22 protein-coding genes and 1 tRNA gene are annotated in these 25,663 nt (G+C 63.2%); 8 read left to right on the top strand and 15 right to left on the bottom strand.

From position 1 onward, the window contains the following. The first annotated feature begins 82 nt into the window (after positions 1-82). On the top strand, positions 83-994 hold the full coding sequence (locus tag F3H98_RS18565) for a DMT family transporter (protein ID WP_149761770.1): 912 nt from the start codon (positions 83-85) through the stop codon (positions 992-994). 115 nt (positions 995-1,109) lie between these two features. Then, positions 1,110-1,195 (top strand) — tRNA-Leu (locus tag F3H98_RS18570). A 121-nt stretch (positions 1,196-1,316) separates the two neighbouring features. Here the strand turns inward: F3H98_RS18570 and F3H98_RS18575 are convergent. The 5 genes from F3H98_RS18575 to F3H98_RS18595 all read right to left on the bottom strand — a co-directional run bounded on the left by F3H98_RS18575 (position 1,317) and on the right by F3H98_RS18595 (position 7,809). After that, positions 1,317-2,825 carry a tripartite tricarboxylate transporter permease gene (locus F3H98_RS18575; protein WP_149761772.1) on the bottom strand — a complete coding sequence of 503 codons (1,509 nt, stop codon included), beginning with the start codon at positions 2,823-2,825 and terminating at the stop codon, positions 1,317-1,319. 10 nt (positions 2,826-2,835) lie between these two features. Further along, complete coding sequence (locus tag F3H98_RS18580; protein WP_149761774.1) at positions 2,836-3,297, bottom strand: tripartite tricarboxylate transporter TctB family protein; 462 nt, start codon at positions 3,295-3,297, stop codon at positions 2,836-2,838. A gap of 99 nt (positions 3,298-3,396) precedes the next feature. Continuing rightward, on the bottom strand, positions 3,397-4,374 hold the full coding sequence (locus F3H98_RS18585) for a tripartite tricarboxylate transporter substrate-binding protein (protein ID WP_149761776.1): 978 nt from the start codon (positions 4,372-4,374) through the stop codon (positions 3,397-3,399). A 211-nt stretch (positions 4,375-4,585) separates the two neighbouring features. After that, positions 4,586-5,932, bottom strand: a complete 1,347-nt coding sequence (locus tag F3H98_RS18590; protein WP_149761778.1) for a sigma-54-dependent transcriptional regulator — start codon at positions 5,930-5,932, stop codon at positions 4,586-4,588. Continuing rightward, the gene (locus tag F3H98_RS18595) at positions 5,929-7,809 is read right to left on the bottom strand and encodes a sensor histidine kinase (protein ID WP_425294856.1); all 1,881 of its coding nucleotides are present in this window, start codon (positions 7,807-7,809) and stop codon (positions 5,929-5,931) included. The genes F3H98_RS18590 and F3H98_RS18595 overlap by 4 nt, the downstream gene beginning before the upstream one ends. Before the next feature lie 142 nt (positions 7,810-7,951). On the opposite strand from F3H98_RS18595, the gene ade reads away from it, so the two are divergent. Together ade and ilvA are read left to right on the top strand one after the other, a co-directional pair. Then, positions 7,952-9,769 carry an adenine deaminase gene (ade, locus tag F3H98_RS18600; protein ID WP_149761780.1) on the top strand — a complete coding sequence of 606 codons (1,818 nt, stop codon included), beginning with the start codon at positions 7,952-7,954 and terminating at the stop codon, positions 9,767-9,769. 285 nt (positions 9,770-10,054) lie between these two features. Beyond that, positions 10,055-11,311 (top strand): threonine ammonia-lyase IlvA, encoded by a 1,257-nt coding sequence (gene ilvA / locus F3H98_RS18605; protein ID WP_149761782.1) that lies wholly within the window; start codon positions 10,055-10,057, stop codon positions 11,309-11,311. On the opposite strand, the gene F3H98_RS18610 is transcribed toward ilvA, so the two are convergent. Further along, positions 11,304-11,822 carry a hypothetical protein gene (locus F3H98_RS18610; protein WP_149761785.1) on the bottom strand — a complete coding sequence of 173 codons (519 nt, stop codon included), beginning with the start codon at positions 11,820-11,822 and terminating at the stop codon, positions 11,304-11,306. The genes ilvA and F3H98_RS18610 overlap by 8 nt on opposite strands. A gap of 118 nt (positions 11,823-11,940) precedes the next feature. Between F3H98_RS18610 and F3H98_RS18615 the strand changes: the two genes are divergently transcribed. Beyond that, entirely contained in the window at positions 11,941-12,477 is a 537-nt protein-coding gene (locus F3H98_RS18615; RefSeq protein ID WP_149761786.1) for a DUF1697 domain-containing protein, read from the top strand. A 14-nt stretch (positions 12,478-12,491) separates the two neighbouring features. Here F3H98_RS18615 and F3H98_RS18620 read toward each other — a convergent pair whose 3' ends face one another. Next, a complete protein-coding gene (locus tag F3H98_RS18620; protein ID WP_149761788.1) occupies positions 12,492-13,820 on the bottom strand; it encodes a DNA polymerase IV in 1,329 nt (442 codons plus the stop codon). Between the two features lie 64 nt (positions 13,821-13,884). Between F3H98_RS18620 and F3H98_RS18625 the strand changes: the two genes are divergently transcribed. Continuing rightward, on the top strand, positions 13,885-14,460 hold the full coding sequence (locus F3H98_RS18625; RefSeq protein WP_149761791.1) for a GNAT family N-acetyltransferase: 576 nt from the start codon (positions 13,885-13,887) through the stop codon (positions 14,458-14,460). Here F3H98_RS18625 and F3H98_RS18630 read toward each other — a convergent pair. Together F3H98_RS18630 and F3H98_RS18635 are read right to left on the bottom strand one after the other, a co-directional pair. Then, entirely contained in the window at positions 14,448-15,119 is a 672-nt protein-coding gene (locus F3H98_RS18630; RefSeq protein ID WP_149761793.1) for a hypothetical protein, read from the bottom strand. The genes F3H98_RS18625 and F3H98_RS18630 overlap by 13 nt on opposite strands. A gap of 37 nt (positions 15,120-15,156) precedes the next feature. After that, positions 15,157-15,456 carry a DUF3572 domain-containing protein gene (locus tag F3H98_RS18635; RefSeq protein ID WP_149761795.1) on the bottom strand — a complete coding sequence of 100 codons (300 nt, stop codon included), beginning with the start codon at positions 15,454-15,456 and terminating at the stop codon, positions 15,157-15,159. A gap of 251 nt (positions 15,457-15,707) precedes the next feature. On the opposite strand from F3H98_RS18635, the gene F3H98_RS18640 reads away from it, so the two are divergent. Then, entirely contained in the window at positions 15,708-16,064 is a 357-nt protein-coding gene (locus F3H98_RS18640; protein ID WP_280821061.1) for a response regulator, read from the top strand. Continuing rightward, positions 16,064-17,437 carry a PleD family two-component system response regulator gene (locus F3H98_RS18645; RefSeq protein ID WP_149761797.1) on the top strand — a complete coding sequence of 458 codons (1,374 nt, stop codon included), beginning with the start codon at positions 16,064-16,066 and terminating at the stop codon, positions 17,435-17,437. The genes F3H98_RS18640 and F3H98_RS18645 overlap by 1 nt, the downstream gene beginning before the upstream one ends. Positions 17,438-17,855: 418 nt before the next feature. Here F3H98_RS18645 and rpmG read toward each other — a convergent pair whose 3' ends face one another. From rpmG to topA, 6 genes are all read right to left on the bottom strand, one after another. Beyond that, the gene (rpmG, locus tag F3H98_RS18655; protein ID WP_019173400.1) at positions 17,856-18,023 is read right to left on the bottom strand and encodes a 50S ribosomal protein L33; all 168 of its coding nucleotides are present in this window, start codon (positions 18,021-18,023) and stop codon (positions 17,856-17,858) included. Between the two features lie 103 nt (positions 18,024-18,126). Further along, positions 18,127-19,317: an MFS transporter gene (locus F3H98_RS18660; protein WP_244621786.1), complete on the bottom strand. Its 1,191-nt coding sequence runs from the start codon at positions 19,315-19,317 to the stop codon at positions 18,127-18,129. Positions 19,318-19,324: 7 nt separating this feature from the next. Beyond that, a complete protein-coding gene (locus tag F3H98_RS18665) occupies positions 19,325-20,065 on the bottom strand; it encodes an NUDIX hydrolase (RefSeq protein ID WP_149761799.1) in 741 nt (246 codons plus the stop codon). 20 nt (positions 20,066-20,085) lie between these two features. Then, positions 20,086-20,520 carry a DUF983 domain-containing protein gene (locus F3H98_RS18670; protein ID WP_149761801.1) on the bottom strand — a complete coding sequence of 145 codons (435 nt, stop codon included), beginning with the start codon at positions 20,518-20,520 and terminating at the stop codon, positions 20,086-20,088. Further along, positions 20,520-22,850, bottom strand: a complete 2,331-nt coding sequence (gene rnr, locus F3H98_RS18675) for a ribonuclease R (protein WP_149761803.1) — start codon at positions 22,848-22,850, stop codon at positions 20,520-20,522. Before rnr ends, F3H98_RS18670 begins: the two co-directional genes overlap by 1 nt. 6 nt (positions 22,851-22,856) lie before the next feature. Next, a complete protein-coding gene (gene topA / locus F3H98_RS18680) occupies positions 22,857-25,418 on the bottom strand; it encodes a type I DNA topoisomerase (RefSeq protein ID WP_149761805.1) in 2,562 nt (853 codons plus the stop codon). Between the last annotated feature and the right edge of the window lie 245 nt (positions 25,419-25,663).

Below are 25,663 nucleotides of genomic sequence, written 5' to 3' on the forward strand. Positions count from 1 at the left end.
ATGGTGCGCAATTTACGGCTGAAATTGCGTCGATGCACGAATTATCTCCGCCTTACGGTTTCGATTCTGCTGGAGCACCGAAATGCTGTCGACCTTTGTCTTGCTGTCCTTCGCGGCCGGCGCCTTGCTCACCTTGCAGGCCGGCGCCAACGCGCAACTGGCAAGGGCGCTGGGTTCGCCGCTTGTCGCCACCACGGTCCAGCTGTTCGTGGGCGCCGTCTTGCTGATGCTTGTCACCGCGCTTTCGGGCCAGCTCGCCGCTTTCACCGGCCTGGCCGGCGTGCCGCTCTGGCATGCGGTGGGCGGCACGGCGAGCGCCTTCTTCGTTGCTTCGACGATCGTTCTTTATCCTCGCATCGGCGCGGTCACGGCGGTCGGCTTCATCATCAGCGGACAGATGCTGGCCTCGCTGGCGCTCGACATTTTTGGCCTGTTCGGCATTCCGGTGCACGGCTTGAATGCGGGCATGGCGGTGGGGGTGGTGTTGATGCTTGCCGGCGCGGCGGCGATCGTGCGCGGCGGCGCGGGGCAGGCGAGCTTCAAGCCGGGCTGGCTTCTGCTGGCGCTGGCGGGCGGAGCTGTGCTGCCCCTGCAGGGCGCGGTGAACAGCTTGCTGCGGGCCGATCTCGGCGCGCCGATGGCGGTGGGGGCGATCAGCTTCATCGTGGCAACGATTGCGATGTTTGCGGTGGCGTTCGCCGTGCGCCTGTTTTCAGCCGCAGGCGCCGCCACTGGCGAAGGGCTTGCCAACATGCCCTGGTGGGGCTGGCTCGGCGGCTTTGCCGGTGCTGCCTACGTCACCACCGTGTTTTCCTCGATCCCCGTGATCGGCGCCTCGGCGACGATCGGGCTCACCGTCGCCGGCCAGCAGATCGCCTCGCTGTTCGTCGACCAGTTCGGCTTCTTCCGCCTGCCGAAACGCGAAATCTCCGCCGCGAGGCTGGCGGGCGTGGCGCTGCTGCTCGGCGGCGTTCTCGCCATCCAGCTCTGGTGAGGACGTGGCGTGCCGCAGGACAGAGCATGATCCCGAAAACCGGTTTCCACTTTTCGGGATCATGTTCTGGATCGGGCTTTGCAACGGCATTCGTCTGCATTACCAGTGGCGGCGCGCGGACGTGGCGGAATTGGTAGACGCAAGGGACTTAAAATCCCTCGATCCTCGATCGTGCGGGTTCGACCCCCGCCGTCCGCACCACCCGCGACCATTTTGCGTCGATAGGATATTTCGCGGAATGCATTCGGGTCGAACCCGGCATTCCGCTCTTTCTGTTTGCTTTAGGCGCATTTCTTGGCGACGCCAGGTGGTTCTACGAGGCTCAGTTCTCCTCGACGAACACCTCTTCGCGCTTCTTCTTGACGCTTGGCAGGAAGACGACGACCAGCACGGCGACTGCGATCAGCAGCAGGCCGGCGCTGATCGGCCGGGTGATGAAGGTCGACGGGTCGCCGCGCGACAGGATCATCGCGCGCCTCAGGTTTTCCTCCAGCAGCGGCCCAAGCACGAAGCCCAAGAGCAGCGGCGCCGGTTCGCAGCGCAGCTTCACCATCAGGTAGCCGATGAAGCCGAACAGGGCGACGGCATATAGGTCGAAGACGTTGGCGTTGACGCTGTAGACGCCGATCGAGCAGAACGCCATGATGATCGGGAACAGTACGTAGTAGGGAACGGTCAACAGCTTCACCCACAGCCCGATCAGCGGCAGGTTGAGGACGATCAACATCAAATTGCCGATCCACATCGACGCGATGATGCCCCAGAAAAGCGCCGGCTGTTCGGTGGCGACGTTGGGACCGGGCACGATGCCCTGGATGATCATCGCGCCGATCATCAGCGCCATCACGGGGTTGGCGGGAATGCCGAGCGTCAGCATCGGAATGAACGACGTCTGAGCGCCGGCATTGTTGGCCGATTCCGGCCCGGCGACGCCTTCGATTGCGCCCTTGCCGAATTCCTGGGGCGTGTTGGAGATGCGCTTTTCCACTGTGTAGGAGGCGAACGCCGCGAGGATGGCGCCGCCGCCAGGCAAGATGCCGAGCGCCGAACCGATCGCCGTGCCGCGCAGGATGGGTGCCGCCATGCGCTTGAAATCCTCGCGCGTCGGCAACAGCCCGCTGACCTTCTTGATCAGCACCGAGCGCTCATGCTCGTTTTCGAGGTTGCGCAGGATCTCGGCGATGCCGAACACGCCGACCGCGACGGCGACGAAATTCAGCCCGTCGGCATATTCGCGGATCCCCAGCGTGAAGCGCGGCGTGCCGGTGTAGATGTCGGTGCCGACCAGGCCGAGCAGCAGGCCGAGAACGACCATGCCCAGCGCCTTGACGATGGAGCCGTGCGCCAGCGCGATCGACGAGACCAGACCGACGATCATCAGCGAAAAATACTCCGCCGAACCGAATTCCAGCGCAATCGCCGTCAGCGGCGGCGCAAACAGCGCAACGAGGAAGGTCGAGACCGTGCCGGCGAAGAAGGAGCCGATCGCGGCGATGGCGAGGGCCGCGCCCGCGCGGCCGTTGCGGGCCATCTGGTAGCCGTCGATGGCCGTCACCGCCGACGAGGATTCGCCCGGCATGTTGATGAGGATGGCGGTGGTGGAGCCGCCATACTGGGCGCCGTAGTAGATGCCGGCCAGCATGATCAGCGAGGAAACCGGATCGCCGATCTGGAAAGTGATCGGCAAAAGCATGGCGATCGTCGCGGTGGCGCCGATGCCGGGCAGAACGCCGATAAGAGTTCCGAGCAGCACGCCGATCAGGCAGAACAGCAGGTTCCACAGCGTCGAGGCAGTGGCGAAACCGAGCGCGAGATTGTCAAAGAGTTCCATCTCGATCTCCTCAGAAAGGCAGCCACGGGCCAAAGGTCTGGAACGGCAGACCGAGCCCCTTGCTGAACACGGCGTAGGAGAAGAGGGTGACGCTGGCCGACAACGCGACCGCCGCGAGCGGTTTCATCTTGGTGCTGGCGAACGAGGCGATCAGCGCGGTGAGGAAGATCGAGGGCAGGAAGCCCAGGCCGCGCACGGTCAGGCCGAAGAAGATCGGCGCCGGCAGGATGAAAAGCATGCCGCGCCAGGCGATGGGGCCGATCGGTTCGCCTTCAACACGCGTCGCCTGGATCAGCACGATAATGCCGAGCAGCACGAGGATGAGACCGAGCAGCAGCGGGAAATAGCCGGGTCCCATGCGGAAAGCGGTGCCGACCTCGAGTGTGAGCGACTGGTAGGCGAAGAACAGCCCAAGCGCGATGAAAATCGCGCCGCAAAGGCCGTTGGTGGTGTCGATGGCGATCGATTTCATGCGCGTGATCCTCCAAGCCGCGACGGCGGCAGGCTGTGATGCAGGCGGAAAATGCGGATATCGAAAGGGCGCCTGGCGGCGCCCCCCGATCATGCCAAATCAGTCGGCGTACTGGCCGGCGGCGTCGATAACCGGCTTCCAGCGGGCGATTTCGCTCTCCAGCTTAGCCTTCAGCGCGGCCGGAGTCGCGTCGGCTTCCGACGAGGGCAGGGTGCCGAGTTCCGCGAAACGAGCGACGACGTTCGGATCCTTCAGCGCCAGCTGCAGCGACTTCGACAGGCGGTCGGTGGCCTCGGCCGGCGTGCCCTTCGGCGCGTAGATGCCATGCCAGATGCCGACCTGGAAGCCGGGAAGGCCACCTTCCTCGGCGGTCGGAACGTCCGGCAGCACGTCGAGACGCTTCGCCGAGGTGACGGCATAGGCCTTCACGGTGCTGCCCTGGATCTGCTTCGTGGTGTTTGTAGTCTGGTCGCACATGATGTCGACCTGGCCGCCGAGCAGGTCGGTCATCGCCGGGCCGGTGCCCTTGTACGGCACGGTGACCAGCGGGGTCTGGATGGCGCTCATGAACATCATGCCGCACAGATGCGAAGCAGCGCCGATGCCGGCGTTGGCGACGGTCACGGTGTCCTTGTTGGCCTTGGCATACTCGATCAGGCCTTTCAGGTCGGTCGGCTCAAGGTCCTTGCGCGCCAGAATGGTCATCGGCACGTCAGTGACGAGGCCGACATACTCGAAGGAGTTCAGCGTGTCGTAAGCGAGCTTGCGGTAGAGCGTGGCGGATGTCGCCATGCCGATGTGGTGGAGAAGCAGCGTGTAGCCGTCTGCTTCCGCAGCCGCCACGCGGCCGGCACCCAGCGTGCCGCCTGCGCCGCCGACGTTTTCCACCACGATCTGCTGGCCGAGATCCTTCGACATCGCCTCGGCGACCAGGCGGGTAACCGTGTCGGTCGGACCGCCGGCGGCGAAGGGGACGACCATGGTGATGGTGCGATCAGGATAGGTCTGCGCATTGGCGGCGGTCGAAAGCGCGAAGGCCGCGGCGGCAACGGCAAATGTAGCGAGCAGTTTTTTCATGTTTTCCTCCCAGGGTTGCAAATGTTTCTACGTGTCTAGCGTGCATGGCTCCTCCCTGCACCCGACATGGTTGGGCCATTTGAGGGTTTGCCGGCGACGATTGCAATTGCAGCAGGCGCGTTGGGGCATATTTTCTATGATCTCACCGGTCGAATGGGTGGAAATCGTAACATCTGCGAAAAAGGCATGGGTGCAAATCCACCCAGCCCGTTCAGTCGGTCGCCGATTCGCCCTTTTCAAGCCCGTATTTCTGCATCTTTTCATACAGAGTCTTGCGGGAAATTCCGAGAGATTCGTAGACCGGTTTCAGGCTGCCGCCACTTGCCGCCAGAGCCCCGGCGATCACGCCGCGCTCGAATTCGGCGACGCGGACCGCAAGGCGGACGCCGCGTGCATCGTCGTCTCCGCCGTCTTCCGCCGGTGAGAGGCCGAGCCCCAGCACGAAACGGTCGGCGGCGTTGCGCAGCTCGCGCACATTGCCCGGCCAGTCGCGACGGGCGATGTCCGCGACGACCTGCGGCGGCACCTCGATATCGTCCCGGCGGTAGCGAGCCGCCGCCTCGTTGACGAGCTGCAGGAAAAGCAGAGGCACATCCTCGCGCCTCGCCGCAAGCGCCGGCAGCCTGAGCGTCACCACATTCAGGCGATACAGCAGATCGGCGCGGAAACGCCCGACGGCGACTTCCGGCTCGAGGTCGGCCTTGCTGGTGGCGATGAACCGCACGTCGAGCGGCACCGCCTCGTTGGAGCCCAATCTCGTGATGACGCGCTCCTGGATCACGCGCAACAGGCGCGCCTGCAGGTCGAGCGGCATCGAGCCGATCTCGTCGAGCAGCACCGTGCCGCCACGTGCATGCTCGAACTTGCCGTAGCGCGCCCGCATCGCGCCGGGGAAGGCGCCGGCCTCATGGCCGAACAGTTCGCTTTCTATGAGATTTCCGGGCAGCGCCGCGCAATTGATCGCCACAAACGGCTTCGTCGCCCGACCGCTGATGTCGTGGAGGGCACGCGCCGCGACCTCCTTGCCGGAGCCGGTGTCGCCGATGATCAGCACGTCGGCGTCGGTTGGGGCGACTGCCCGCAGCCGGTAGCGCAGGTCGATCATGGCCTGGGTGCGACCGGGCAGGCGCGACTCGATGTCGTCGCGCTTGCCGGCGACGGCGCGCAATCGCCGGTTTTCCAGCACCAGCCGCCGGCGGTCCATCGCACGCGCCGCAATGTCGGCCAGCGCCTGGCCGTTGAACGGCTTTTCTATGAAGTCATAAGCGCCTTCGCGCATCGCCTTGACGGCGAGTTGCACGTCGCCATGACCGGTGGCCAGGATGACCGGAATGTCACCGTCGATCTCACGCACACGGCTCATCAGCGTCATGCCGTCCATGCCGGGCATGCGGATATCGGTGATAACGACGCCGTTGAAGCCCTGGGTGACGAAATCGAGCGCACGTTCTGCGTTGGCGAAATCGCGCACCGCAAAGCCGGCGAGGTCAAGCGATTGCGCGGTCGAGCGGCGCAGTTCGTCCTCATCGTCGACCAGCAGGATCTCCGCCCGCTTCATTCCGCCGCCTCGCGCAACGGGGCTCGCACGGCATCGAGCTCGATGGTGAAGACGGCGCCGCCCTCCGGATCGTTCGAAACTGCAAGACTGCCGCCAAAATCCTTGATTATGTTATATGAAATTGACAAACCGAGGCCGAGTCCCTTGCCCACGCCCTTGGTGGTGAAGAAGGGATCGAAGATGCGTTCGGCGATCGCCGCGGGGATGCCCGGACCGTGGTCGCGCACGCTGACCACAACCTTGCCGGCCCTGCGTCGCGCCGAAACCCTGATCTCGCGGTCAGCGAGGCCCTCCACGGCGTCGGCCGCGTTGGAAATCAGGTTGACCAGCACCTGCTGCAAGCGGACGGAGCCGGCGCGCACCACCAGCGGCGTCGGCCCGAGATCGACGTGCACCGTGGCATTTGCCGCCTTGAGCCGCCAGGCGACGATTTCCAGCGTGTCCTTGACGACATCGGCCAGCGGCACCGCGCCGAGCTTCTGGTTGGGCTTGCGGGCGAAGTTGCGCAGATGCTTGCTGATCGAGGCCATGCGGTCGGCTAGGGTCGAAATGCGCGAGACGTTGTCGCGTGCTTCCTCGACGCGGTTGCGCTCGATCAGGATCGCGGCATTGTCGGCATAGGTCTTCACCGCCGTCAGCGGCTGGTTGAATTCATGCGACAGCGCCGCCGACATCTGGCCCAGCGCCGCCAGCTTTCCGGCCTGGATGAGGTCCGATTGCGTCTGCCTGAGCTGTTTTTCGGTGGCGCGGCGCTCCGCCACTTCAGTTTCGAGCCGCCTGTTCACCAGCGCAAGGTCCGCGGTGCGTTCGTCGACTCGGTGCTCCAGCTCGGCCCGCGCGCTCGCCTGCAATTCCATGCGCTCGGCAAGCCGTGCGCGGCGTTGCAGGATGATGGCGCCGGCGAGCGTCGCCAGGCCAAGCAGCAGCAGCGCCGCAGCGACGCCGGTGAGGGCCTGTGCGTGCGCAGAACGTGTGTCGAGCAGTACACTGACGGTCCAGCCGGCCTCCGGCATCGCCTCGGCCAGCACCAGATATTCGTGAGCAGTCCCCGACGCGGTGATGGTCATCAGATCGTGGGCGCCGTGGAAGCTGCTGCGGCTGATCGGCAGTTCGCGCAGCGTTGCATTGGCATAACGCCGCGAAGTCTCGGTGCGGGCTAGCCGTTCCCGCGTCAGCGGTAGCAGGCTGGAATAGAGCCATTCGGGCCGGCCGGTCATGAAGATGATGCCTTCCGGGTCCGACACCAGGATCTCGTAATCGCCGCCTTTCCACGAGGCCTCGATGGGCTCGATGTCGACCTTGAAGGCGACGACGCCGCCGATCTTGCCGTCCACCACCACCGGAGACGAAAAGTAATACCCACGCTTCAGCGAAGTGGTGCCGAGCGCAAAGAAACGGCCGTGTTCGCCTTTCATCGCGTCCTGGTAGTAGGGACGGTAGCTGAAATTCTCGCCGACGAAGCTTGCCGACCCGTCATAGTTACTGGCCGCGATCGTGTCCCCGCCAGGCATCATGACGTAGATGTCGGACGAGGCGAGAAGGCCGTTGATTTCCTGGAGGTATACATTGGCGTTGCGCCGCAGCCGTTCGTTGAGCGGGTCGGCGAGAAGTTCCTTGATGTCGTCATGGTCGGCGATCAACGCCGGCAGCGACCGGTAGCGGCTCATCTGTCCGCGCAGCACGGCGACCGCCAGGCGCAACGTCGCCTGGCCGCGGGACGATGTCTGATCGAGATAAGCACGTGTTGCGAAGACAGTGCCGTAGACACCAATCGCCGCCGCCGCCGCGAGCACCAGCAGCACAGCCCAGACCAGCCGGCGTTTCAGAAACAGCTTCGTCAAATCCTCACCGGGCGCAACCGCGCCTTCCTCCTTCAGTTTCACTACAATGACCGACTGTTCGCAGGCAAATCAAACGCCGGCGGCGAAGCGGATTTCGTGAAAGTTTTGCTAAAAGCTCGCCGGCGAACTGGCCAAATCGAGCGCGGCTTGGCACAGTTGGATGAAACAGGAGACTTTTATGCCGAAGCGCGTTCAAAACCCCTTCAAGAAGCCGGCCGCCTGGACCGACAGCGCCACGCTGCTGGTCGATGTTGCGACCGGTCGCAAGCCGGCCGACCTCGTCGTGCGCAACGGCCGCTGGGTGAACGTGCATTCGGGCGAGATCATCCCGGGAACCGACATCGCCGTCGTCGCCGGTCGATTCGCCTATTGCGGACCGGACGCCAGCCACGCGATTGGCACCGGCACCAAGGTGGTCGATGCCGGTGGGCGCTATCTGGTGCCCGGCCTGTGCGACGCGCACATGCATGTCGAAAGCGGCATGGTGACCGTGACCGAATTCTGCCGCGCCGTCATTCCGCACGGAACGACCTCCATGTTCATCGATCCGCACGAGATCGCCAATGTATTGGGCCTCGAGGGCGTGCGCCTGATGCATGACGAGGCCCTGGCCATGCCGATCAACGTACATGTGCAGATGCCGTCCTGCGTACCCTCGGCGCCCGGGCTGGAGAATGCCGGCGCCGCCTTGACGGTGGCCGATGTCGAGGAGGCGATGACCTGGGAAAACATCATCGGCCTTGGCGAGGTGATGAATTTTCCCGGCGTTGCCGCCAACGACCCGGTGATGGCCGGCGAGATCGCCGCCACCGTGAAGGCCGGCAAGACGATCGGCGGCCATTATGCCTCGCCGGACCTCGGCCTGCCGTTTCATGGCTATGTCGCGGGCGGACCGGAGGACGACCACGAGGGTACGCGTGCCGAGGACGCCATTGCGCGGGTGCGGCAAGGCATGAAGGCGATGCTGCGCCTGGGCTCTGCCTGGTATGATGTGGCGTCGCAGATCAAGGCGGTGACCGAACAGGGGATCGACCCGCGCAATTTCATTCTCTGCACCGACGACAGTCATTCCGGTACGCTGGTCAATGACGGCCACATGGACCGCGTCGTCCGTCATGCCATCGCGCAAGGGCTGAAGCCGGTGACGGCGATCCAGATGGCGACCATCAACACCGCACAGCATTTCCGGCTCGAGCGCGAGATCGGCTCCATCGCGCCCGGCCGGCTGGGTGACTTCCTGGTCGTGTCGGACCTGGCCCAGCTCTCCATCGACGCCGTTTACGCGCGCGGTGTGCGGCTGGCCAGGGACGGCAAGCTGGAGGTCGACATCCCCGTCTATGACTATCCGGCGCGGGCGAAAAACACCGTCAAGCTCGGCAAGAAGCTGAAAGCCGCGGATTTCGACATCGCAGCGCCCCACGGCGCCAACGAGGTGCGGGTGCGCGTCATCGGCGTCATTGAAAACCAGGCGCCGACGCGCGCGCTGGAAGCTGATCTCGGCGTCGAGGACGGCATCGTCGCCATGGACCGGCGCAACGATGTCTGCCAGATCGCGCTGGTGGAGCGCCATCGCGGCACCGGCGGCGTGATCAACGGCTTCGTCTCGGGTTTCGGCTACATGCAGAACTGCGCCATGGCGTCGACCGTGGCGCATGACAGCCACCACATCATCGTCGTCGGCACCAACAAGGAAGACATGGCGCTGGCCGCCAACCGGCTTGGGCAGGTCGGCGGCGGCGTCGTCTTGTTCTCGAAGGGCAAGGAATTGGCGCTGGTCGAGATGCCGATTGCCGGCCTGATGTCGGACGAGCGCGCCGAAACCGTGGCTTCCAAGGCGGAGAAGCTGGTCGAGGCCATGCGCGCAATGGGCTGCAGCCTGAACAACGCCTACATGCAGCACTCGCTGCTGGCGCTGGTGGTGATCCCCGAACTGCGCATCTCGGACGTCGGCATCATCGACGTGACGACGTTCAGGAAGGTCGATCTTTTCGTTTGATCCGACTGCAACATCTTTCTTGGCGCCGTGCGATTGCCGCCGTTCGGTCTCGCGCCGTGCGGCGGAAGCGCCCATTTGCCCGCACGGCAATGATCCGCGCAGGGGGATAGTAGTGGTTTCGTTATCCGGGATGTGCAATAGAGCCTGTTCCATTCCGATTGAATAGGAATTGGCTCTATCTCTTTGTTGGAGCATGATCTTTTCCGAAAACCGGTTTCCACTTTTCGGGACCATGCTTTAGCGCAGAAGCGGCTGAGTTGACCGGACGGAGCGAGGATCGCGACGATGACGAGTTTTGTGGACCGGGTTTCGGCGGCGGCCCAAGCCATTCGCACGCTTTTTCCCGAAACCCCGCTGCAGCATAACGACTATCTGTCGAAAAAGACCGGCGCGCATATCCTGCTCAAGCGCGAGGACCTGACGCCGGTGCGCTCCTACAAGATTCGCGGCGCATTCAACTTCTTCCGCAAAGAGCTTTCCGACGGCGAGGCGCCGGCGCTGTTTGTCTGCGCATCGGCGGGCAATCACGCACAGGGTTTTGCCTTCGTCTGCCGGCATTTCGGCAAGCGCGGGGTCGTGTTCATGCCGGTGACGACGCCGCAGCAGAAAATCGACAAAACCCGGCTGTTCGGCGGCGAGTTCGTCGAGATCAAGCTGGTCGGCGATTTCTTCGATGACTGCTATCGCGCAGCGCTCGAATTCTGCCAGGCAAGCGGTGGCCACATGGTGCCGCCCTTCGACCACAAGGACATCATCGAGGGGCAGGCGACCGTCGGCCATGAGATCGCGACCCAGGTGGCTGGAGGCCGCGCCCCTGACATCGTCGTGCTGCCGGTCGGCGGCGGTGGGTTGTCGGCTGGCGTTACGCGCTATTTCACGGAGCGGGGCAGCGCGCCGCGTTTCATTTTCTGCGAACCGGCCGGTGCGCCCAGCCTGCGGGAAAGCCTCGACGGCCAGAAACGGGTGAAGCTCGCCAAGGTCGACAATTTCGTGGATGGCGCCGCAGTCGCCGAGATCGGCCGCGAAAATTTCCGCCACCTCAAGGAGTTTCCCGCAGACGCTGTGCGGCTAATCCCGGAAAACCGGCTCTGCGCGACGATGATCGAGATGCTCAATGTCGAGGGCGTCGTGCTGGAGCCGGCCGGCGCGCTGGCGATCGATGCATTGAAGGATCTTCCGAAAAAGGAGATCCGCGGCAAGACGGTCGTGCTTGTCGTTTCCGGCGGCAATTTTGATTTCGAGCGGCTGCCCGACGTCAAGGAGCGGGCGCTGCGCTTCGAGGGGCTGAAGAAATATTTCGTCTTCCGCTTCCCGCAGCGCCCGGGCGCCTTACGCGACTTCCTGCAACTGCTTGGCCCCGACGACGACATCAGCCGCTTCGAATACCTGAAGAAATCGGCGCGGAACTTCGGCTCGGTGCTGATCGGCATCGAGACCAAGGACAGGAAAAATTTCGACGTGCTGACCAAGCGTTTCCACGACGCCGGCTGGGCCTATCAAGACATCACCGACAACGAGATTCTGGCGGGTCTGGTTATTTGAGTTCGGCTTCCTTGAGGCCGATGCAAGAGCGAAACTCGTTCATCATGTTGTTGTAGTTCTGAGAGATTTCCTCTTTGGGCGTGGGCGTGCCCGAGGCGAACATCGTGTTCCAGGCTGCTTCCCATTGCCCTTTGAACGCGGCGCGCCGATCGCCATCGGTGCTGGTTATTTGCGACCGGATCTTTGCGTCCTCGCCCGGGCCGTTGAATGTCTGGAAAACGCTTTGGATAAAGGTGTCGTAGGAATCGTAGAAGCCTTCAGTCAGAAGGTGTCTGTAGACGTTCACGGTCTTGTCGGTGCTGCGCTTCAAACTGATCATGTCGGCTGGCGAGGTGTATTTCCAATCGCCGATCCACATGCAGAAGCAGAACATGGAATTCAATTTTGGGGAGATATCCTTGTAGATATCGAGTCTTATCTCGATGATCTTCCTGTTTTGCCATTGAGCCTGGTCGATGGACTTTAGCCGCTTGTTCAAAGCCAGGCCAAGGTAGGCGAGGATCGCCGGCACGGATGCGCCGACCAAAAGTTTGACGACCTCGAGGCCGATTTCCCAGTTTCCAGACATGGCGGAATGTTAAAGGATCGTTGTTCAACGGCAATCCTCAGACTCAGGGCAAGTTGTCACAATGACTGTCTATATCCTGCTTTTCCGTGGCGTCGGCGGGGCGACGCAACTGCCGACCAAACCGCTGCGCGAGGCGCTGACCAAGGCCGGCTTCGAGAATGCCGGCACCTACATCAACAGCGGCAACGCCTATCTCAAGACCGATATGCCGCGTGGCGAAATGCTGAAGACGGTGGCGGAAATCTGCAAGACGGAATTCGGCTTCACCAAGGCGATCCACGCACCCTCGCTTGCCGAGTGGAAGAAGTTGGTCAAGAACAACCCGTTTCCGGATGCGCTGGAGGTGCCGAAATTCCTGCATGCGGCGGTGCTGGCGGAAAAACCCCAGGCGGCGAAGGTCGGGGCGCTGCGTGCCGTCGCCAGCAATGGCGAGCGCATCGAAATTATCGACAAGGTTGCTTACCTCCACACGCCGAACGGGTTCGGCACCTCCAAACTCGCGGAAAAATTCGACAAGGGCATCGGCGTGGAAAACACCGCCCGCAACTGGAATACGGTGCTGAAGCTGCTGGAACTGGCCGAACAAGCAGCAAAATGACGATCAGATAGGCCTCAGTCGTCGAGGTGCTCCGGCGGGTGGGCGTTGCGGCGTTTGCCGAATGTGTATCCGGTTTCAACTGCATGACGGCCGAACTTGTCGCGCAGCGCGTCCATGGCGCCCTCGGCCATTGCCCGCTTGCGCGACTGCGTATCGACGAGATCGGGCGGATCGGCCCTTGCATCGTCTGACAGATCGGAGACGCCGATGCCGATCAGGCGGAATTTGGTGCCGTCGGTTTCCTTTTCCAGAAGCTGCATTCCGGTCTGGAAGATGCGGTCTGCCAATCGCGTCGGATCGCTGAGCTGCCGGTTGCGGGTGCGCAGCTTGAAATCCTGCGTCTTCAGCTTCAGCACCACGGTGCGGCCGGCGATGCCCGCTTTCTTCAGCCGCGCCGAGACTTTTTCGGACAGAGCCCGCAAGATCGGCACGAGGTCGGCTGCAGAAGCGAGATCGGTATCGAACGTCGTCTCCGCCGAGACGCTCTTGGCCTCCTGGTCGGCGTGCACAACGCGCTGATCCATGCCGCGCGACAGGTGAAACAGCCGGTCGCCCATGGTGCCGTAGCGCCGCATCAACTCGTTGCGTTCGAGCTTCTGCAACTGGCCGATCATGCGGATGCCGTCGCGTTCCAGCACTGCGGCGAAGGCCTTGCCGACGCCCCAGATCAGCGTCACCGGCTGCTCGGCGAGGAAGCCCACGGCTTCCGCTTCACCGATCACCGACAGGCCGCGCGGTTTGCGGAAATCGGAAGCCACCTTGGCGAGGAACTTGCAATAGGAAAGCCCCGCCGAAACGGTGATGCCGATCTGGCGCTCGACATCCAGCGCGAACTGCGCGAGCACCAGCGCCGGCGGCCTCCCGTGCAGCCGTTCGGTACCGGCAAGGTCAAGAAACGCCTCGTCGATGGAGAGCGGTTCCACCAGCGGTGTCAGCGCCTGCATCATGGCGCGCACCTCGCGGCCGACGCGCACATATTTCTCCATGTTGGGCGGGATGACCACCGCCTGCGGGCAGGCTTCCAGCGCCTTGAACATCGGCATTGCCGAGCGCACGCCATGGATGCGGGCGATGTAGCAGGCGGTCGAGACCACGCCGCGCTTGCCGCCGCCGATGATCAGCGGCTTGTCCTTCAGGTCCGGGTTGTCGCGTTTCTCGACCGATGCATAAAACGCGTCGCAGTCGATGTGGGCGATATGCAGGCTGTAGAGCTCCGGATGTCGCGCCAGCCGCGGGCTGCCGCACTGGACGCAGCGTTTCGACAGGTCGCGCTGCAAGGTCAGGCAGTCGCGGCAGAAACCATGGTTCGGATCGTTGACAGGAGCGGGCATCGCTGCGAACATAATGAGAACATCAGAATGGTATTCTACGCGGCCGAGTCGAACAAGGCGACCGGAGGAAAGGCCAATGGCTGTTACGATAAAACCTTTGACGCCGGACCTGTGGCCAGCCTTCGAGGAACTCTTCGGCAAGCAGGGCGCCTGTTACGGCTGCTGGTGCACGCATTTCCGGCTCTCGCCGGCGCAGCGGCGCGAAAGCGACAAGGAACGCAACAAGGACCTGATCAAGGCGCGCATCGAAGCCGGCCCGCCACCCGGCCTGCTGTCGTTCGAGGATGAGGTTGCGACAGGCTGGATGCAGATCGGGCCGCGCGCCGACGTGCCCGAGTGGAACAACAAGGGCAGGGGATCGGCTCCGCTCGATCCGGCGGAAGCCGAGGATCCGGCGGTGTGGGCGATCTCCTGCTTCTTCATCCACGCCAGGGCGCGAGGAAAGGGGCTCAGCCACCGTCTTGTCGGCGCCGGCATCGATTTCGCCCGAAAAAACCATGCGCGGTTTCTCGAGGCCTGCCCGATGGACCAGTCGAAGGATTCGCATTCGATCGGGCTATTCGTCGGCTCGACGCGGGTATTTGAAAAAGCCGGCTTCGAAACCGTCGCATCGCGAAAACCGGGCAGGCCGCTGATGCGCTATGTGCTGTGAGCCGGCTGAATGCCGAGCGCTGCCGCTATCCGTGGCGCCGCCTCATGCCAGTCCTGCACCATGACGATACGGTCTGGAACCGGCGGCAGGAATTCCCGCAGCGAGTTGTCGGCCATCAGGTGGAAAAGATGCACGTCGTCGATGGCCTCGCCCGCCGAGATAAGGTTGCGCGGCTGGTCGTCGACAAAGGCGATGGGGCGGCGCGTCTTGCCGCGCAGCCTGGCCAGCGAAGGCCCTTTGGCCATTTCGGTTGTCAGCAGCGGGTAGGGGAGACCCAGCGCATCGAGATGGGCGCGGCGGGTTGCGCGGTGCTTGTGCGGCATTGCGGTCAGCAGGACGATCTCGACACGGTCGCCAAACATCGCCAATGCTTCGGAGGCGCCATCTGTGATGCTTTGCCAGTCGGCCTGGCTGCCGAAGAATTCATCGAGCAGGGCCGTCACTTCGGGCTGCTCGATCAGCCTTCCGCTGCCTTGCTCGGCAATGTTGCCGGTGAGACGAAACGAATTGAAGGTCAGGCTGAAGCCGCGTTCTTCGAGAAAGCGCGGAAACGGCCGGATGAATTCGAGCACGACATCGTCGACGTCAAGCACCAGAAGCGGCCGGTCGTCGGCCGCCAGTTCGGCGATCTGGCGCGCGGTTTCCGGATCGTCGCTCATGCAAGGCGTGCTTTCTGCAAGGCCATTCCCGATGCGCTCACGTCGACGCCTCGTAGCTGTCGTCGCCTTGCGGCAGCGCGCGTTGCGCTGCAAGAACGGCGCCGGGCGGCGTGCCCGAGGCTTCGGCAAAACGCAGGAGCGTCGGCTCGTGCGCCACGATGAACTGCATCACGCCGGCAAGGAAGCCGGGTTCGCTTGCCGCGCGGCGGATCGCCGAGGCCTCGATACCGGTGATCGCCAGGAAGCGCGACAGCAGTTCAGGTTCGCTTGCGATAAAGCCGAGAGCCGAAATCGCCATCGCCTCGGCATCGCCACGTGTCGTCGTTTCCCTGGTCATCGCAGCACTTCCCATGCATTGTGTAGGTGCTGTCGGCTTATCCCGTACATTTTCGTTCGACAAGTCTGCGCTCGGGGGCGATCCAGTTTGAAAACAACGATATATTCCCGAATTGACAGGCTCGATTTCCATTTCATCAATCATCCAGCTCTAATGTATGTGTCGGGAATCGCGCTTTGGGGCAGGCGCGCATGGCGCTGTCATTCTATCGCCATGCTGAGGCGGGACGGAAAATGATGCCTAAGAAAGTGATGATCGTCGAGGACAACGAGCTCAACATGAAGCTCTTCCGCGACCTGATCGAGGCCAGCGGTTATGAAACCGTGCGCACGCGCAACGGCCTGGAGGCGCTCGACCTGGCGCGCGCCCACCGGCCGGACCTGATCCTGATGGATATCCAGTTGCCGGAGGTCTCGGGGCTCGAAGTGACCAAATGGCTGAAGGAAGACGACGACCTTCACGTCATCCCGGTCATCGCCGTCACGGCCTTCGCCATGAAGGGCGACGAAGAGCGCATCCGGCAAGGTGGCTGCGAAGCCTATATCTCGAAACCTATTTCGGTCCCCCGCTTCATCGAAACGATCAAGTCCTATCTGGGGGATGCCTGATGACCGCGCGCATTCTGGTCGTCGATGACGTTCCAGCCAACGTAAAGCTGCTCGAAGTCAGGCTGTTGGTCGAATATTTCGAAGTGCTGACCGCGACAAACGGGCCGGACGCCATCGAAATCTGCGAAAACGGCAAGATCGATGTCGTGCTGCTCGACGTGATGATGCCGGACATGGATGGGTTCGAGGTCTGTCGGCGCCTGAAGAACGATCCGGCCACCGCCCACATTCCGGTTGTCATGATCACCGCTCTCGACCAGGTGACCGACCGCGTGCGAGGTCTCGAGGCTGGAGCCGACGATTTCCTGACCAAGCCGGTCAACGACCTGCAATTGATGACCCGGTTGAAAAACCTGGTCCGGTTGAAGATGCTCACCGATGAATTGCGGCTTCGGGCATCGACGACGCGCAACATCGGCATCGACCAATTGCTCGGCCGCAGCCAGCCCGCGGAGACGGCCAGGGCGAAAGTTCTCTTGATCGACGAGCACCACCAGTCCGCCGCGCGCGTCCGCCAGATGCTGGAGCAGACCGCCGATGTGGATATTGCCAGCGACGCGCATGCCGGCTTCTTCCAGGCGGCCGAGGCGCCTTATGAATGCATAATCGTGTCGACGAGGTTCGCCGATTTCGACCCGCTGCGGCTTTGCTCGCAACTGCGCTCGCTCGACCGCACGCGCTTCCTGCCGATCATCCTTCTGGCCGAGATCGGCGAGGAGGATCGCGTGATCCGCGGCTTCGATCTTGGCGTCAACGACTACCTGACCAGGCCGATAGACCGCCAGGAGCTGATCGCGCGGCTGCGCACGCAGGTGAAACGCAAGCGCTACAATGACGAACTGCGCGCCAGCCTCACCCAGACCATAGAAATGGCCGTCACCGACGGTCTCACCGGCCTGCACAACCGGCGCTATCTCGACAGCCACCTTCATACGCTGTTCGAGCGCGCGGTCGGACGCCAGCGCCCACTGTCGGTGATGATCACCGATATCGACCATTTCAAATCGATCAACGACACTTTCGGGCACGACGGTGGTGACGGTGTGTTGCGCGACTTCGCGCAGCGGCTGCGAAAAAATGTCCGCGGCATCGATCTCGCTTGCCGGTTTGGCGGTGAGGAGTTTGTCGTGGTAATGCCCGACACCGACGCGCAGATCGCCGAAAAGGTCGCCGAGCGGATTCGCGCCGAAATCGCCAAAACGCCTTTTGCGGTCGGTCCGGACGGCAAGACGGTTCAAGTCACCGTGAGTGTCGGCGTCTCATCGCTTCGCCGGGGAGGCGATACGGTGGAGGCGTTGATGAAGCGTGCCGACGTCGCGCTTTACGAGGCCAAATCGGGTGGCCGCAACCGGGTCGTCGCCAAGGCCGCCTGAGCGGGAATCGGCGCCGCATGCGTCAAGTCGCGGGCCAGGCATCTCCCCCGGAAATTTACCTTGTTCCGAGCGATTCGGCGGCGTTGGTTAAGAAATGATTGATTTTCAAGCGCTCTTGCGCGAGTGTCCAGACAGGGAACAACGACGGATGCCGGCATGAGGACCATAGCCGCAACCGTCTGAAGATGCCCCATGATGCTCAGGTCCGCCGCATCTCCTGGGTCCGTGGGGTCGGCCGGCCGGCATTGGCACATAGTGGCCTCCTCGTACCGCTGCCAAATGCCGACCGGCCCCCAATTTTCTTGAACCACGACATGAGAATATCGCGCGAACTCTCGGGTTCGCCTGGGCTTTCGTCGCGCAACGAAAAACGCCGCCCGAAGGGGCGGCGTTTTGAATTTCAGGAAATCGGAAGATCTTACTTGATCTTGGTTTCCTTGAATTCGACGTGCTTCTTGGCGACCGGGTCGTATTTGCGGAACGACAGTTTTTCGGTCTTCGTGCGGCTGTTCTTGCTCGTCACGTAGAAGAAGCCGGTGTCGGCGGTCGACAGAAGCTTGATCTTGATGTTTGCGGCTTTGGCCATTGTTCTCGTCCGTATGTTCGCTGGATTTCAACCCGCTCGGTCACGGGGTTGAAGCCCGGGTGCGGAAAACTTGGCGCGACACATAAAGATCGCGCCGTGAAAGTCAAGTCCGCGACCGCTTTGCCATCACCCGCAGCAGCACAAGAAGCAGGTATGCGACAAAAAACATCGTCAGTGCGTAGGCAAATCCCGGCGGTCCGAACAGGTCCATGCCAATGCCGATCGCCTGCGGCCCGATCAGCATGCCGAATCCGTAGCAGAACACGAAGGCGGCGTTGGCCGAGGCGAGGTCGCGGCCGGTCAGCCGCGAGCCGAGATGCGCAAGGCCGATCGTGTAGAGGCCGGCGACGACACCGCCCCACAGGAACAGCATGGCGGCCGTCAGGTGCCAGTTGTTGGCGATCAGGGGCAGGACGAGCATCCCGGCGAAGCCGATCGCCGCGCAGGCGGCAAGCAGCAGCCGGCGGTCGTGGATCCTATCGCTGATGATGCCGAGCGGGATCTGCAGCATGACGTTGCCGAGGCCGATCATGGTCAGAAGCAAAGCCGCATCCGCCTCGCTGTAGCCGATACGGTTGCCGTAGACCGGGAAGAGCGCGAAACCGCCGGTCTCGACGGCGCCGAACACCAGCACGGCCGCGGTCGCGGTCGGCACCAGCCAGATATAGCTGATGAAGCTGCTCGCTTCGCCTTCCTCTGCGTGGATTGCCGGGCTTTCCCTCCATGCCGCCAGCACCGGCAATGCGGCCAGCAGCACCAGAACGAAGGTCACGCCGAACGGCATGAAACCGCCGCTGCCCAGATGCGCGAACAGGAAGGGGCCGAAGGCGAAACCCAGCGACAGAACGGTTGCGTAGATGCCGAGAACGAAACCGCGCCGCTCGGGCGGCGCGGAGGTGCTGATCCAGAACTCGGAGAGGATGAACAGCGTCGTCAGCGCCATGTGCAGCACCACGCGCAGCGGAAACCACATCCAGAAGGATGGGGCGAAATAGAACCCGATGAAGGCAAAGGCGCCCGCGACGATCATGGCAAGCATGGTCCAGACGACGCCGAAACGCACCGCGAGCGGCGTCGCCAACGGCGCGGCGGCGATCGAGGCCAGGCCGGCGACCGCCGTGTTGAGGCCAATCATCGAGGCCGAGTGGCCGCGGGTTTCCAGGATGATACTGAGCAGCGGAACGCCAAGCCCGATGGCGATGCCCACAACGCTGATCGAGGCTATGGCCGCCGAGATCGACAACCAGCGCATCTCGGTCGGCGCTACGCCGTCGGGTGCAAAACTGCCATTCATTGGGGGCCTAGAGGAATTCGCGGACGAAGCGGTTGCGAAGCATGCGGTAGAATGGAACTTCGCCGCCGGGCCTCAGTTGCGGATCGCGCTCAAGCCGTCTTTCGAGTTCTTCGAGCACAGTCCTGGTGATTGCCGGAATGTCGGCCTGCTTGGCTTCGCCGATCGGCAGCCAAACCAGTTCTTCGAGTTCGTTTGTCGGTCCGCCGCCCTCCAGCGATACCGCCACGTCGCTTCGCCATGCAGCCAGGAAACGCGTATCGAAACGGCGCACGCGGCCGGGCGGCGTGATGGCGCGGGCAATGAAACGCAGCGCCTCCAGCGAAGGATGGACGCCGTGCTCGACAAAACCCTGCCAGTCGGTCCTGCCGGTCGAGAAGCTGCCCTTGTGGCCGATCAGCAGGCCGGCTTCCTCATAGGTTTCGCGGATCGCCGACAGGGCAATCGCCCGGGCGCGTGTCCGCGAGGCGCGCGCGCCGCTGCCAACGAGCTTGGCTTCCTCGGCGGGATGCAGGTTTTCGACAACCGGAATGCGGCTGTCGGCGGGGTCGGTGCGGCCACCGGGAAATACGAATTTCCCCGGCATGAAGGCATGCCTGGCATGCCGGCGGCCCATCAGGACCTGAAAATCGCCGGCTTGCCGGTCGAGCAGGATGAGGGTGGCTGCGTCGCGGGGGCGCATCGGCTTGCCGCCAAGTGCGAAATCCCTGGATTCAGCCTTGTCGACCTGCGCTTTCGTCATGCCTTCCATACGGTCCTCCTGAGCGACCTTCAGGTCTCCGGATGCGCCTCGATCAGGTCTTTTTCACCGCCGAAGCCGTGCATGTAGAGCGCCCATTGCAGTCCGACGACGGCGCCCTTGATCGGGCGCAGCAAGGCCAGCGACAAGCCTATTGTCAGCGGCACCCAGATCGCAAGGTGCTGGCCAAGCGATAGAGTGCTGTTGGCCTCGAAGCTCATGAAGGCGCCAACCACGACGTGGCCGACGATGACGACCACCAGATAGGCGGGCAGGTCGTCGGCGCGGTGATGGTGCATTTCCTCGCCGCATCGCTCGCAGCGATCGACGATCTTCAGGAAGGAGGCGAAAAGCTTGCCTTCTCCACAGCATGGGCAGCGGCCGAGGAAGCCGCGCATCATGGCGTTCATCAGCGGACGCACCACGCGCCCCGGCCCACGTTCGCCGCCAAACACCTGTTCTTCCATCACCGTCTCCTGCTGTGGGCGCTGCGCCGCGGCTGCGCCGCGCGGGCCCGCGATCTCTGCCCTTTCGCCTTGTGGAACGACCGTTTCGAACCGGGCAGGGGGCGTGGGTCGGTCAGCATCTCGAAGCGCATCGCGCCGGCAAGCGGCGCCACCTCGATCAGGCGAACCTCGACACGATCGGCCAACTGATAACCCTTGCCGGTTCGTTCTCCAAAAAGCGCTCGGGCGGATTCGTCGTAGATATAGTAATCGCCATCCAGGGATGACACCGGTATGAAGCCGTCCGCGCCGTATTGGGGCAATTGGACAAATAGTCCCGACTTGGTCACGCCGGAGATGCGTGCATCGAAGGTTTCTTCTATTCTTTCAGCAAGATAGGCGGCAATCAGCCGGTCGACAGTGTCGCGTTCGGCGGCCATGGCGCGACGTTCGGACGCGGAGATGACCGCTGAAATCTCTTCCAGCCGCTCCTCTTCGCCGCGCGTCAGGCCGTCCTGGCCCAGTCCCAGCGCCGAAACCAGTGCGCGGTGCACGATCAGGTCGGAGTAGCGGCGGATGGGCGAGGTGAAATGCGCATAGCGGTGCAGATTGAGCCCGAAATGACCGATATTGTCGGGCGAATACTCCGCCTGGCTCTGCGAGCGCAGCACTACCTCGTTGACCAGTTGCTCCTGTTCGGCGCCGCGCACGCGGGCAAGGATACCGTTGAACTGGCTTGGCCGCATCTGCGCGCCACGCGCCAGCGACAGGCCGAGGGTGGCCAGAAATTCCCTGAGCGATTCCTGCTTGGCGAGCGAGGGGCCGTCATGGATGCGGTAAATCAGTTTGTGGCGCTTCGCCTCGAGGGTCTCGGCCGCGGCGACGTTCGCCTGGATCATGAACTCCTCGATCAGCTTATGGGCGTCGAGGCGGTCCGGAACGATAACCCGGTCGACGGTGCCGTCGCCCTTCAGCAGTATTTTGCGCTCCGGCAGGTCAAGCTCCAGCGGTTCGCGCGCATTGCGGCCGCGCTTCAGCACATCGTAGGCGGCCCATAGCGGCTTCAACACGACGTCGAGGATTTGCCCAGTCGTGTCATCTGGGGCGCCGTCGATGGCGGCCTGCGCTTGGCTGTAGGAAAGGCGCGCCGCCGAGCGCATCATGATGCGGTGGAAGCTGTGGCGGATCTTCCGTCCCTCGTGCGAAAACGTCATGCGCACCGCCAGCGCCGGCCGCTCGACTTTCTCCTTCAGCGAGCAGAGGTCGTTGGAGATGCGCTCCGGCAACATCGGCACAACCCGGTCCGGGAAATAGACGGAGTTGCCACGCCGCAAGGCCTCGCGGTCGAGCGCCGAGCCCGGACGGACATAGGCAGCGACGTCGGCGATGGCGACGGTGACGACAACGCCGCCGGTGTTCCTCTCGTCGCTGTCCGGCTCCGCGTAAACCGCGTCGTCGTGGTCTTTCGCGTCGGCGGGGTCGATGGTGATCAGCGGCAGTTCGCGCCAGTCCTCGCGGCCGGCCATCGTTGCGGGCTTAGCCGCTTCGGCTTCCTCGATCACCTCGCGCGGAAAGATATGTGGGATGTCGTGCGCGTGGATGGCAATCATCGAGACCGCCTTTTCGCTGCTCAGCGAACCGACGACGGACAGGATCTTGCCCTTGGGCAGGCCGTAGCGCCCGGTGCGCGAGGGTTCGACCTCCACCAGATCGCCGGGCTGGGCGCCATTGCGGAATTCAGCGTCGATTACCAGTTCAGGCTGGCGCCGCTCAACGGGTTCGATGCGGAACGTCCCGTCTTGCGCGACGCGCAGCACGCCGAGCACGGCCTCCGAACGCTTGTCGAAGATCTTCATCACCCGCGCCGTGTAGGCGGGGCCTGTCGACTCGTTGGTCGGAAACACCTTGGCCAGGACGCGATCGCCCACTCCAGGTGTCGGACCTTTAGCGCCGCGCGAAAGTTTCACCGCAACAAGCGGATTCTGCTCGCTGTTGTCGCTTGCCCGTTCGGAGGGGCGAGCCAGCAGGCCGCCGTCGGGATCGCGCGCAAAGATGTCCAGCACCACGACATGGGGTAGGCTGCCTGACCGGACCAGCCGCTTGCGGCTTTTTTCCAGCAAGCCCTCGTCCGCCATATCGCGCAAGGTATCCTTCAGCCAGACGCGATCCTCGCCCTTCAGCGAGAAGGCGCGCGAAATGTCGCGCTTGCCGGAACGGTCGGGGTTTTCGGAAACGAAGCGCAGGATATCGTCGCGCGTCGGCCGCTGGCCATCGGCGGCTTGAGGGTCACGGCGCGGCTCGCCGGACTGCTTGCCACCCTTGGTGTTTCGTCCGGAGATGCGCCGTGCCAAGCTGCCCTAACCCTTTTTCTTGCCGCGGAACGGCTTCTTGCCGTTGCTGCCCTTGGCAGCCTTCTCGGCGACCAGCGTCAGCGCCGCCTCGAGGCTTACCGCCATCGGGTCCTGGCCCTTGGGAAGCGTCGCGTTGACCTTGCCCCAGTTGACATAGGGCCCGTACTTGCCGTCGCGCACCGTGATCGCGCCGCCGTCTGGATGTTCGCCGAGTTCCTTCAGCGCGGCCGGCGTGCCGCCGTTGCGGCCGCCCTTGCCCTTCGCCTGCTTCTCCGCAATCACCGATACGGCGCGGTTGAGGCCGATGGTGAAAACGTCCTCGACGCTCTCCAGGTTGGCATAGGTGCCGTCGTGCAGCACGAACGGGCCGTAGCGACCTATGCCGGCCGAGATCATCTTGCCGCTTTCGGGGTGCTGACCGACGTCGCGCGGCAGCGCCAGCAGCGCCAGCGCCTTTTCGTGGTCGATGGCATCGGCAGCCCAGCCCTTCGGCAGGCTGGCGCGCTTGGCTTCCTTGCCGTCGCCACGCTGCACATAGGGGCCAAAACGCCCGCGCTTCAGCACGATTTCCTCGCTGGTGTAGGGGTCCTTGCCCAGCACCCGATCGCCGTCTTCGCCTGCTGCCGCCTCGCCATTGCCATTTGCGGCGTCGCTGAGCTGGCGGGTGTAGCCGCATTCCGGATAGTTGGAGCAGCCGACGAAGGCGCCATACTTGCCGAGCTTGAGCGACAGGTTGCCGGAGCCGCATTTCGGACAGATGCGCGGATTCGAGCCATCCTCGCGCGCCGGAAAGACCAGTGGCGCCAGTTCCTCGTTCAACGCGTCGAGCACGTCGGTGACGCGCAATTCCTTGATATCGCCGACGGCTTTGGAGAAATCCCTCCAGAAGTCGCGCAGGACATCCTTCCACAACAGCTTGCCGTCGGAAATCTCGTCGAGCTTTTCCTCGAGCGAGGCGGTGAAATCATACTCCACATAGTGCTCGAAGAAACTTTCCATGAACGCGGTGACCAGGCGGCCCTTGGGCTGCGGAACGATCCTGCGGTTCTCTATCTCGATATAGTCGCGGTCCTCGAGCGTCTTCAGCGTCGCGACATAGGTCGAAGGACGGCCGATGCCGAGCTCTTCCATCTTCTTGATGAAGGAGGCTTCCGAATAACGCGGCGGCGGTTCGGTGGTGTGAGCGGTGACGTTGATCGCCTCGCGGGAAATCGGCTCGCCGGCGCGGATCTCCGGCAGGCGCCGGCTCTCCTCGTCTTCCGCGTCCTCGTCCTTCTGTTCCGTGTAGGCGGCAAGGAAGCCGTCGAAGCGAACCACGGAACCGACCGCGCGCAGTCCGGCGGTCGCAGCACCGTTGCGTGCCTCGATCTCGACGGTCGTGCGCTCGATCTCGGCAGGCAGCATCTGGCTGGCGATCGCGCGCTTCCAGATCATCTCGTAGAGCCGCGCCTGATCGGCATCGAGATATTTCTTCACCTCCGCCGGCGTGCGGGAGAAGTCGGTCGGGCGGATCGCCTCGTGGGCTTCCTGCGCGTTCTTCGCCTTGGTGGTGTAGTAGCGCGGCTTCTCCGGCAGGTACTTGTCGCCGAATTCGTTGACGATGGCGCCGCGCGCGGCAGCGATCGCCTCCGGCGCCATCTGCACGCCGTCGGTTCGCATATAGGTAATCAGGCCGGCGGTCTCGCCGCCGACGTCGAGGCCTTCGTAAAGCCGCTGCGCCACCTGCATGGTGCGCTGGGCGGAAAAGCCGAGACGCGACGAGGCGGCCTGCTGCAGCGTCGAGGTGGTGAAGGGCGGGGCCGGATTGCGCTTGGTCGGCTTCGCCTCGACCGAGAGCGCCTTGAACGTGGCGCCGTCGAGCATCGCCTTGATGCCGTCAGCCTGTTCCTGGCTCTTGATGTCGAGCTTGTCCAGCTTCTTGCCGTCGAACGTGGTGAGCCGGGCTTCGAATTTTTCATTGCGCGGCGTGCCGAGGACGGCTGCGATCAGCCAATAGTTCTCGCGCACGAAGCGTTCGATCTCCGCCTCGCGGTCGCAAACGAAACGCAGCGCCACCGACTGGACGCGGCCGGCCGAGCGGGCACCGGGCAGCTTGCGCCACAGCACCGGCGAAAGGGTGAAGCCGACGAGATAGTCGAGCGCGCGGCGGGCGAGATAGGCATCGACGAGCGGCGGGTCGATTTCGCGCGCATTGGCCATCGCGTCGAGCACGGCCTGCTTGGTGATGGAGTTGAAGGCGACGCGGCGCACAGGCTTGTCCTTCAGTACGCGCTTCTGCTTCAGAACTTCCAGTACGTGCCACGCAATCGCTTCACCCTCGCGATCCGGATCGGTGGCGAGGATGAGCCCATCGGCCTCTTTCACAGCCTTGGCAAGGTCGGACAGGCGCTTGGCCGAGGCGGAATCGACCGCCCAAGACATGGCGAAATCCTCGTCGGGCTTAACCGAGCCGTCCTTGGCCGGCAGATCGCGGACGTGGCCGAAGGAGGCCAGAACCTTGTAGTTCTTGCCCAGGTATTTGTTGATGCTTTTGACCTTGTTCGGCGACTCGACGACGACGACGTCCATGATTTCTCGTTTTTTGTTATGGCGCGGCCAACAGGAAGGCCGCGCGGCGACGTTCGGAAATTCGCCCGTGACATGGCTGTCGTTTTCCTTCCGGTCAAGGGGAAGACTGCAAATGAGGCTTATGCCACTTGTTGCAATTTGTTAGATAGGCAAAAATTCCTTGCAACCTACAATTACATAATTTAATGTCATACTACTGAGAATTGAATAAAAAAGACGACCAGCAGCAAGCCAGGATTGTATCT

The organism is Neomesorhizobium albiziae (genome assembly GCF_900114255.1).
Classification (GTDB): domain Bacteria; phylum Pseudomonadota; class Alphaproteobacteria; order Rhizobiales; family Rhizobiaceae; genus Neomesorhizobium; species Neomesorhizobium albiziae.

Coding starts and splice junctions, on each gene's coding strand:
- F3H98_RS18565 (WP_149761770.1), top strand. CDS start 83: ATGCTGTCGACCTTTGTCTTGCTGTCCTTCGCGGCCGGCGCCTTGCTC.
- F3H98_RS18575 (WP_149761772.1), bottom strand. CDS start 2,825: ATGGAACTCTTTGACAATCTCGCGCTCGGTTTCGCCACTGCCTCGACG.
- F3H98_RS18580 (WP_149761774.1), bottom strand. CDS start 3,297: ATGAAATCGATCGCCATCGACACCACCAACGGCCTTTGCGGCGCGATT.
- F3H98_RS18585 (WP_149761776.1), bottom strand. CDS start 4,374: ATGAAAAAACTGCTCGCTACATTTGCCGTTGCCGCCGCGGCCTTCGCG.
- F3H98_RS18590 (WP_149761778.1), bottom strand. CDS start 5,932: ATGAAGCGGGCGGAGATCCTGCTGGTCGACGATGAGGACGAACTGCGC.
- ade (WP_149761780.1), top strand. CDS start 7,952: ATGCCGAAGCGCGTTCAAAACCCCTTCAAGAAGCCGGCCGCCTGGACC.
- ilvA (WP_149761782.1), top strand. CDS start 10,055: ATGACGAGTTTTGTGGACCGGGTTTCGGCGGCGGCCCAAGCCATTCGC.
- F3H98_RS18615 (WP_149761786.1), top strand. CDS start 11,941: ATGACTGTCTATATCCTGCTTTTCCGTGGCGTCGGCGGGGCGACGCAA.
- F3H98_RS18620 (WP_149761788.1), bottom strand. CDS start 13,820: ATGTTCGCAGCGATGCCCGCTCCTGTCAACGATCCGAACCATGGTTTC.
- F3H98_RS18625 (WP_149761791.1), top strand. CDS start 13,885: ATGGCTGTTACGATAAAACCTTTGACGCCGGACCTGTGGCCAGCCTTC.
- F3H98_RS18630 (WP_149761793.1), bottom strand. CDS start 15,119: ATGAGCGACGATCCGGAAACCGCGCGCCAGATCGCCGAACTGGCGGCC.
- F3H98_RS18635 (WP_149761795.1), bottom strand. CDS start 15,456: ATGACCAGGGAAACGACGACACGTGGCGATGCCGAGGCGATGGCGATT.
- F3H98_RS18640 (WP_280821061.1), top strand. CDS start 15,708: ATGATCGTCGAGGACAACGAGCTCAACATGAAGCTCTTCCGCGACCTG.
- F3H98_RS18645 (WP_149761797.1), top strand. CDS start 16,064: ATGACCGCGCGCATTCTGGTCGTCGATGACGTTCCAGCCAACGTAAAG.
- rpmG (WP_019173400.1), bottom strand. CDS start 18,023: ATGGCCAAAGCCGCAAACATCAAGATCAAGCTTCTGTCGACCGCCGAC.
- F3H98_RS18660 (WP_244621786.1), bottom strand. CDS start 19,317: ATGAATGGCAGTTTTGCACCCGACGGCGTAGCGCCGACCGAGATGCGC.
- F3H98_RS18665 (WP_149761799.1), bottom strand. CDS start 20,065: ATGGAAGGCATGACGAAAGCGCAGGTCGACAAGGCTGAATCCAGGGAT.
- F3H98_RS18670 (WP_149761801.1), bottom strand. CDS start 20,520: ATGGAAGAACAGGTGTTTGGCGGCGAACGTGGGCCGGGGCGCGTGGTG.
- topA (WP_149761805.1), bottom strand. CDS start 25,418: ATGGACGTCGTCGTCGTCGAGTCGCCGAACAAGGTCAAAAGCATCAAC.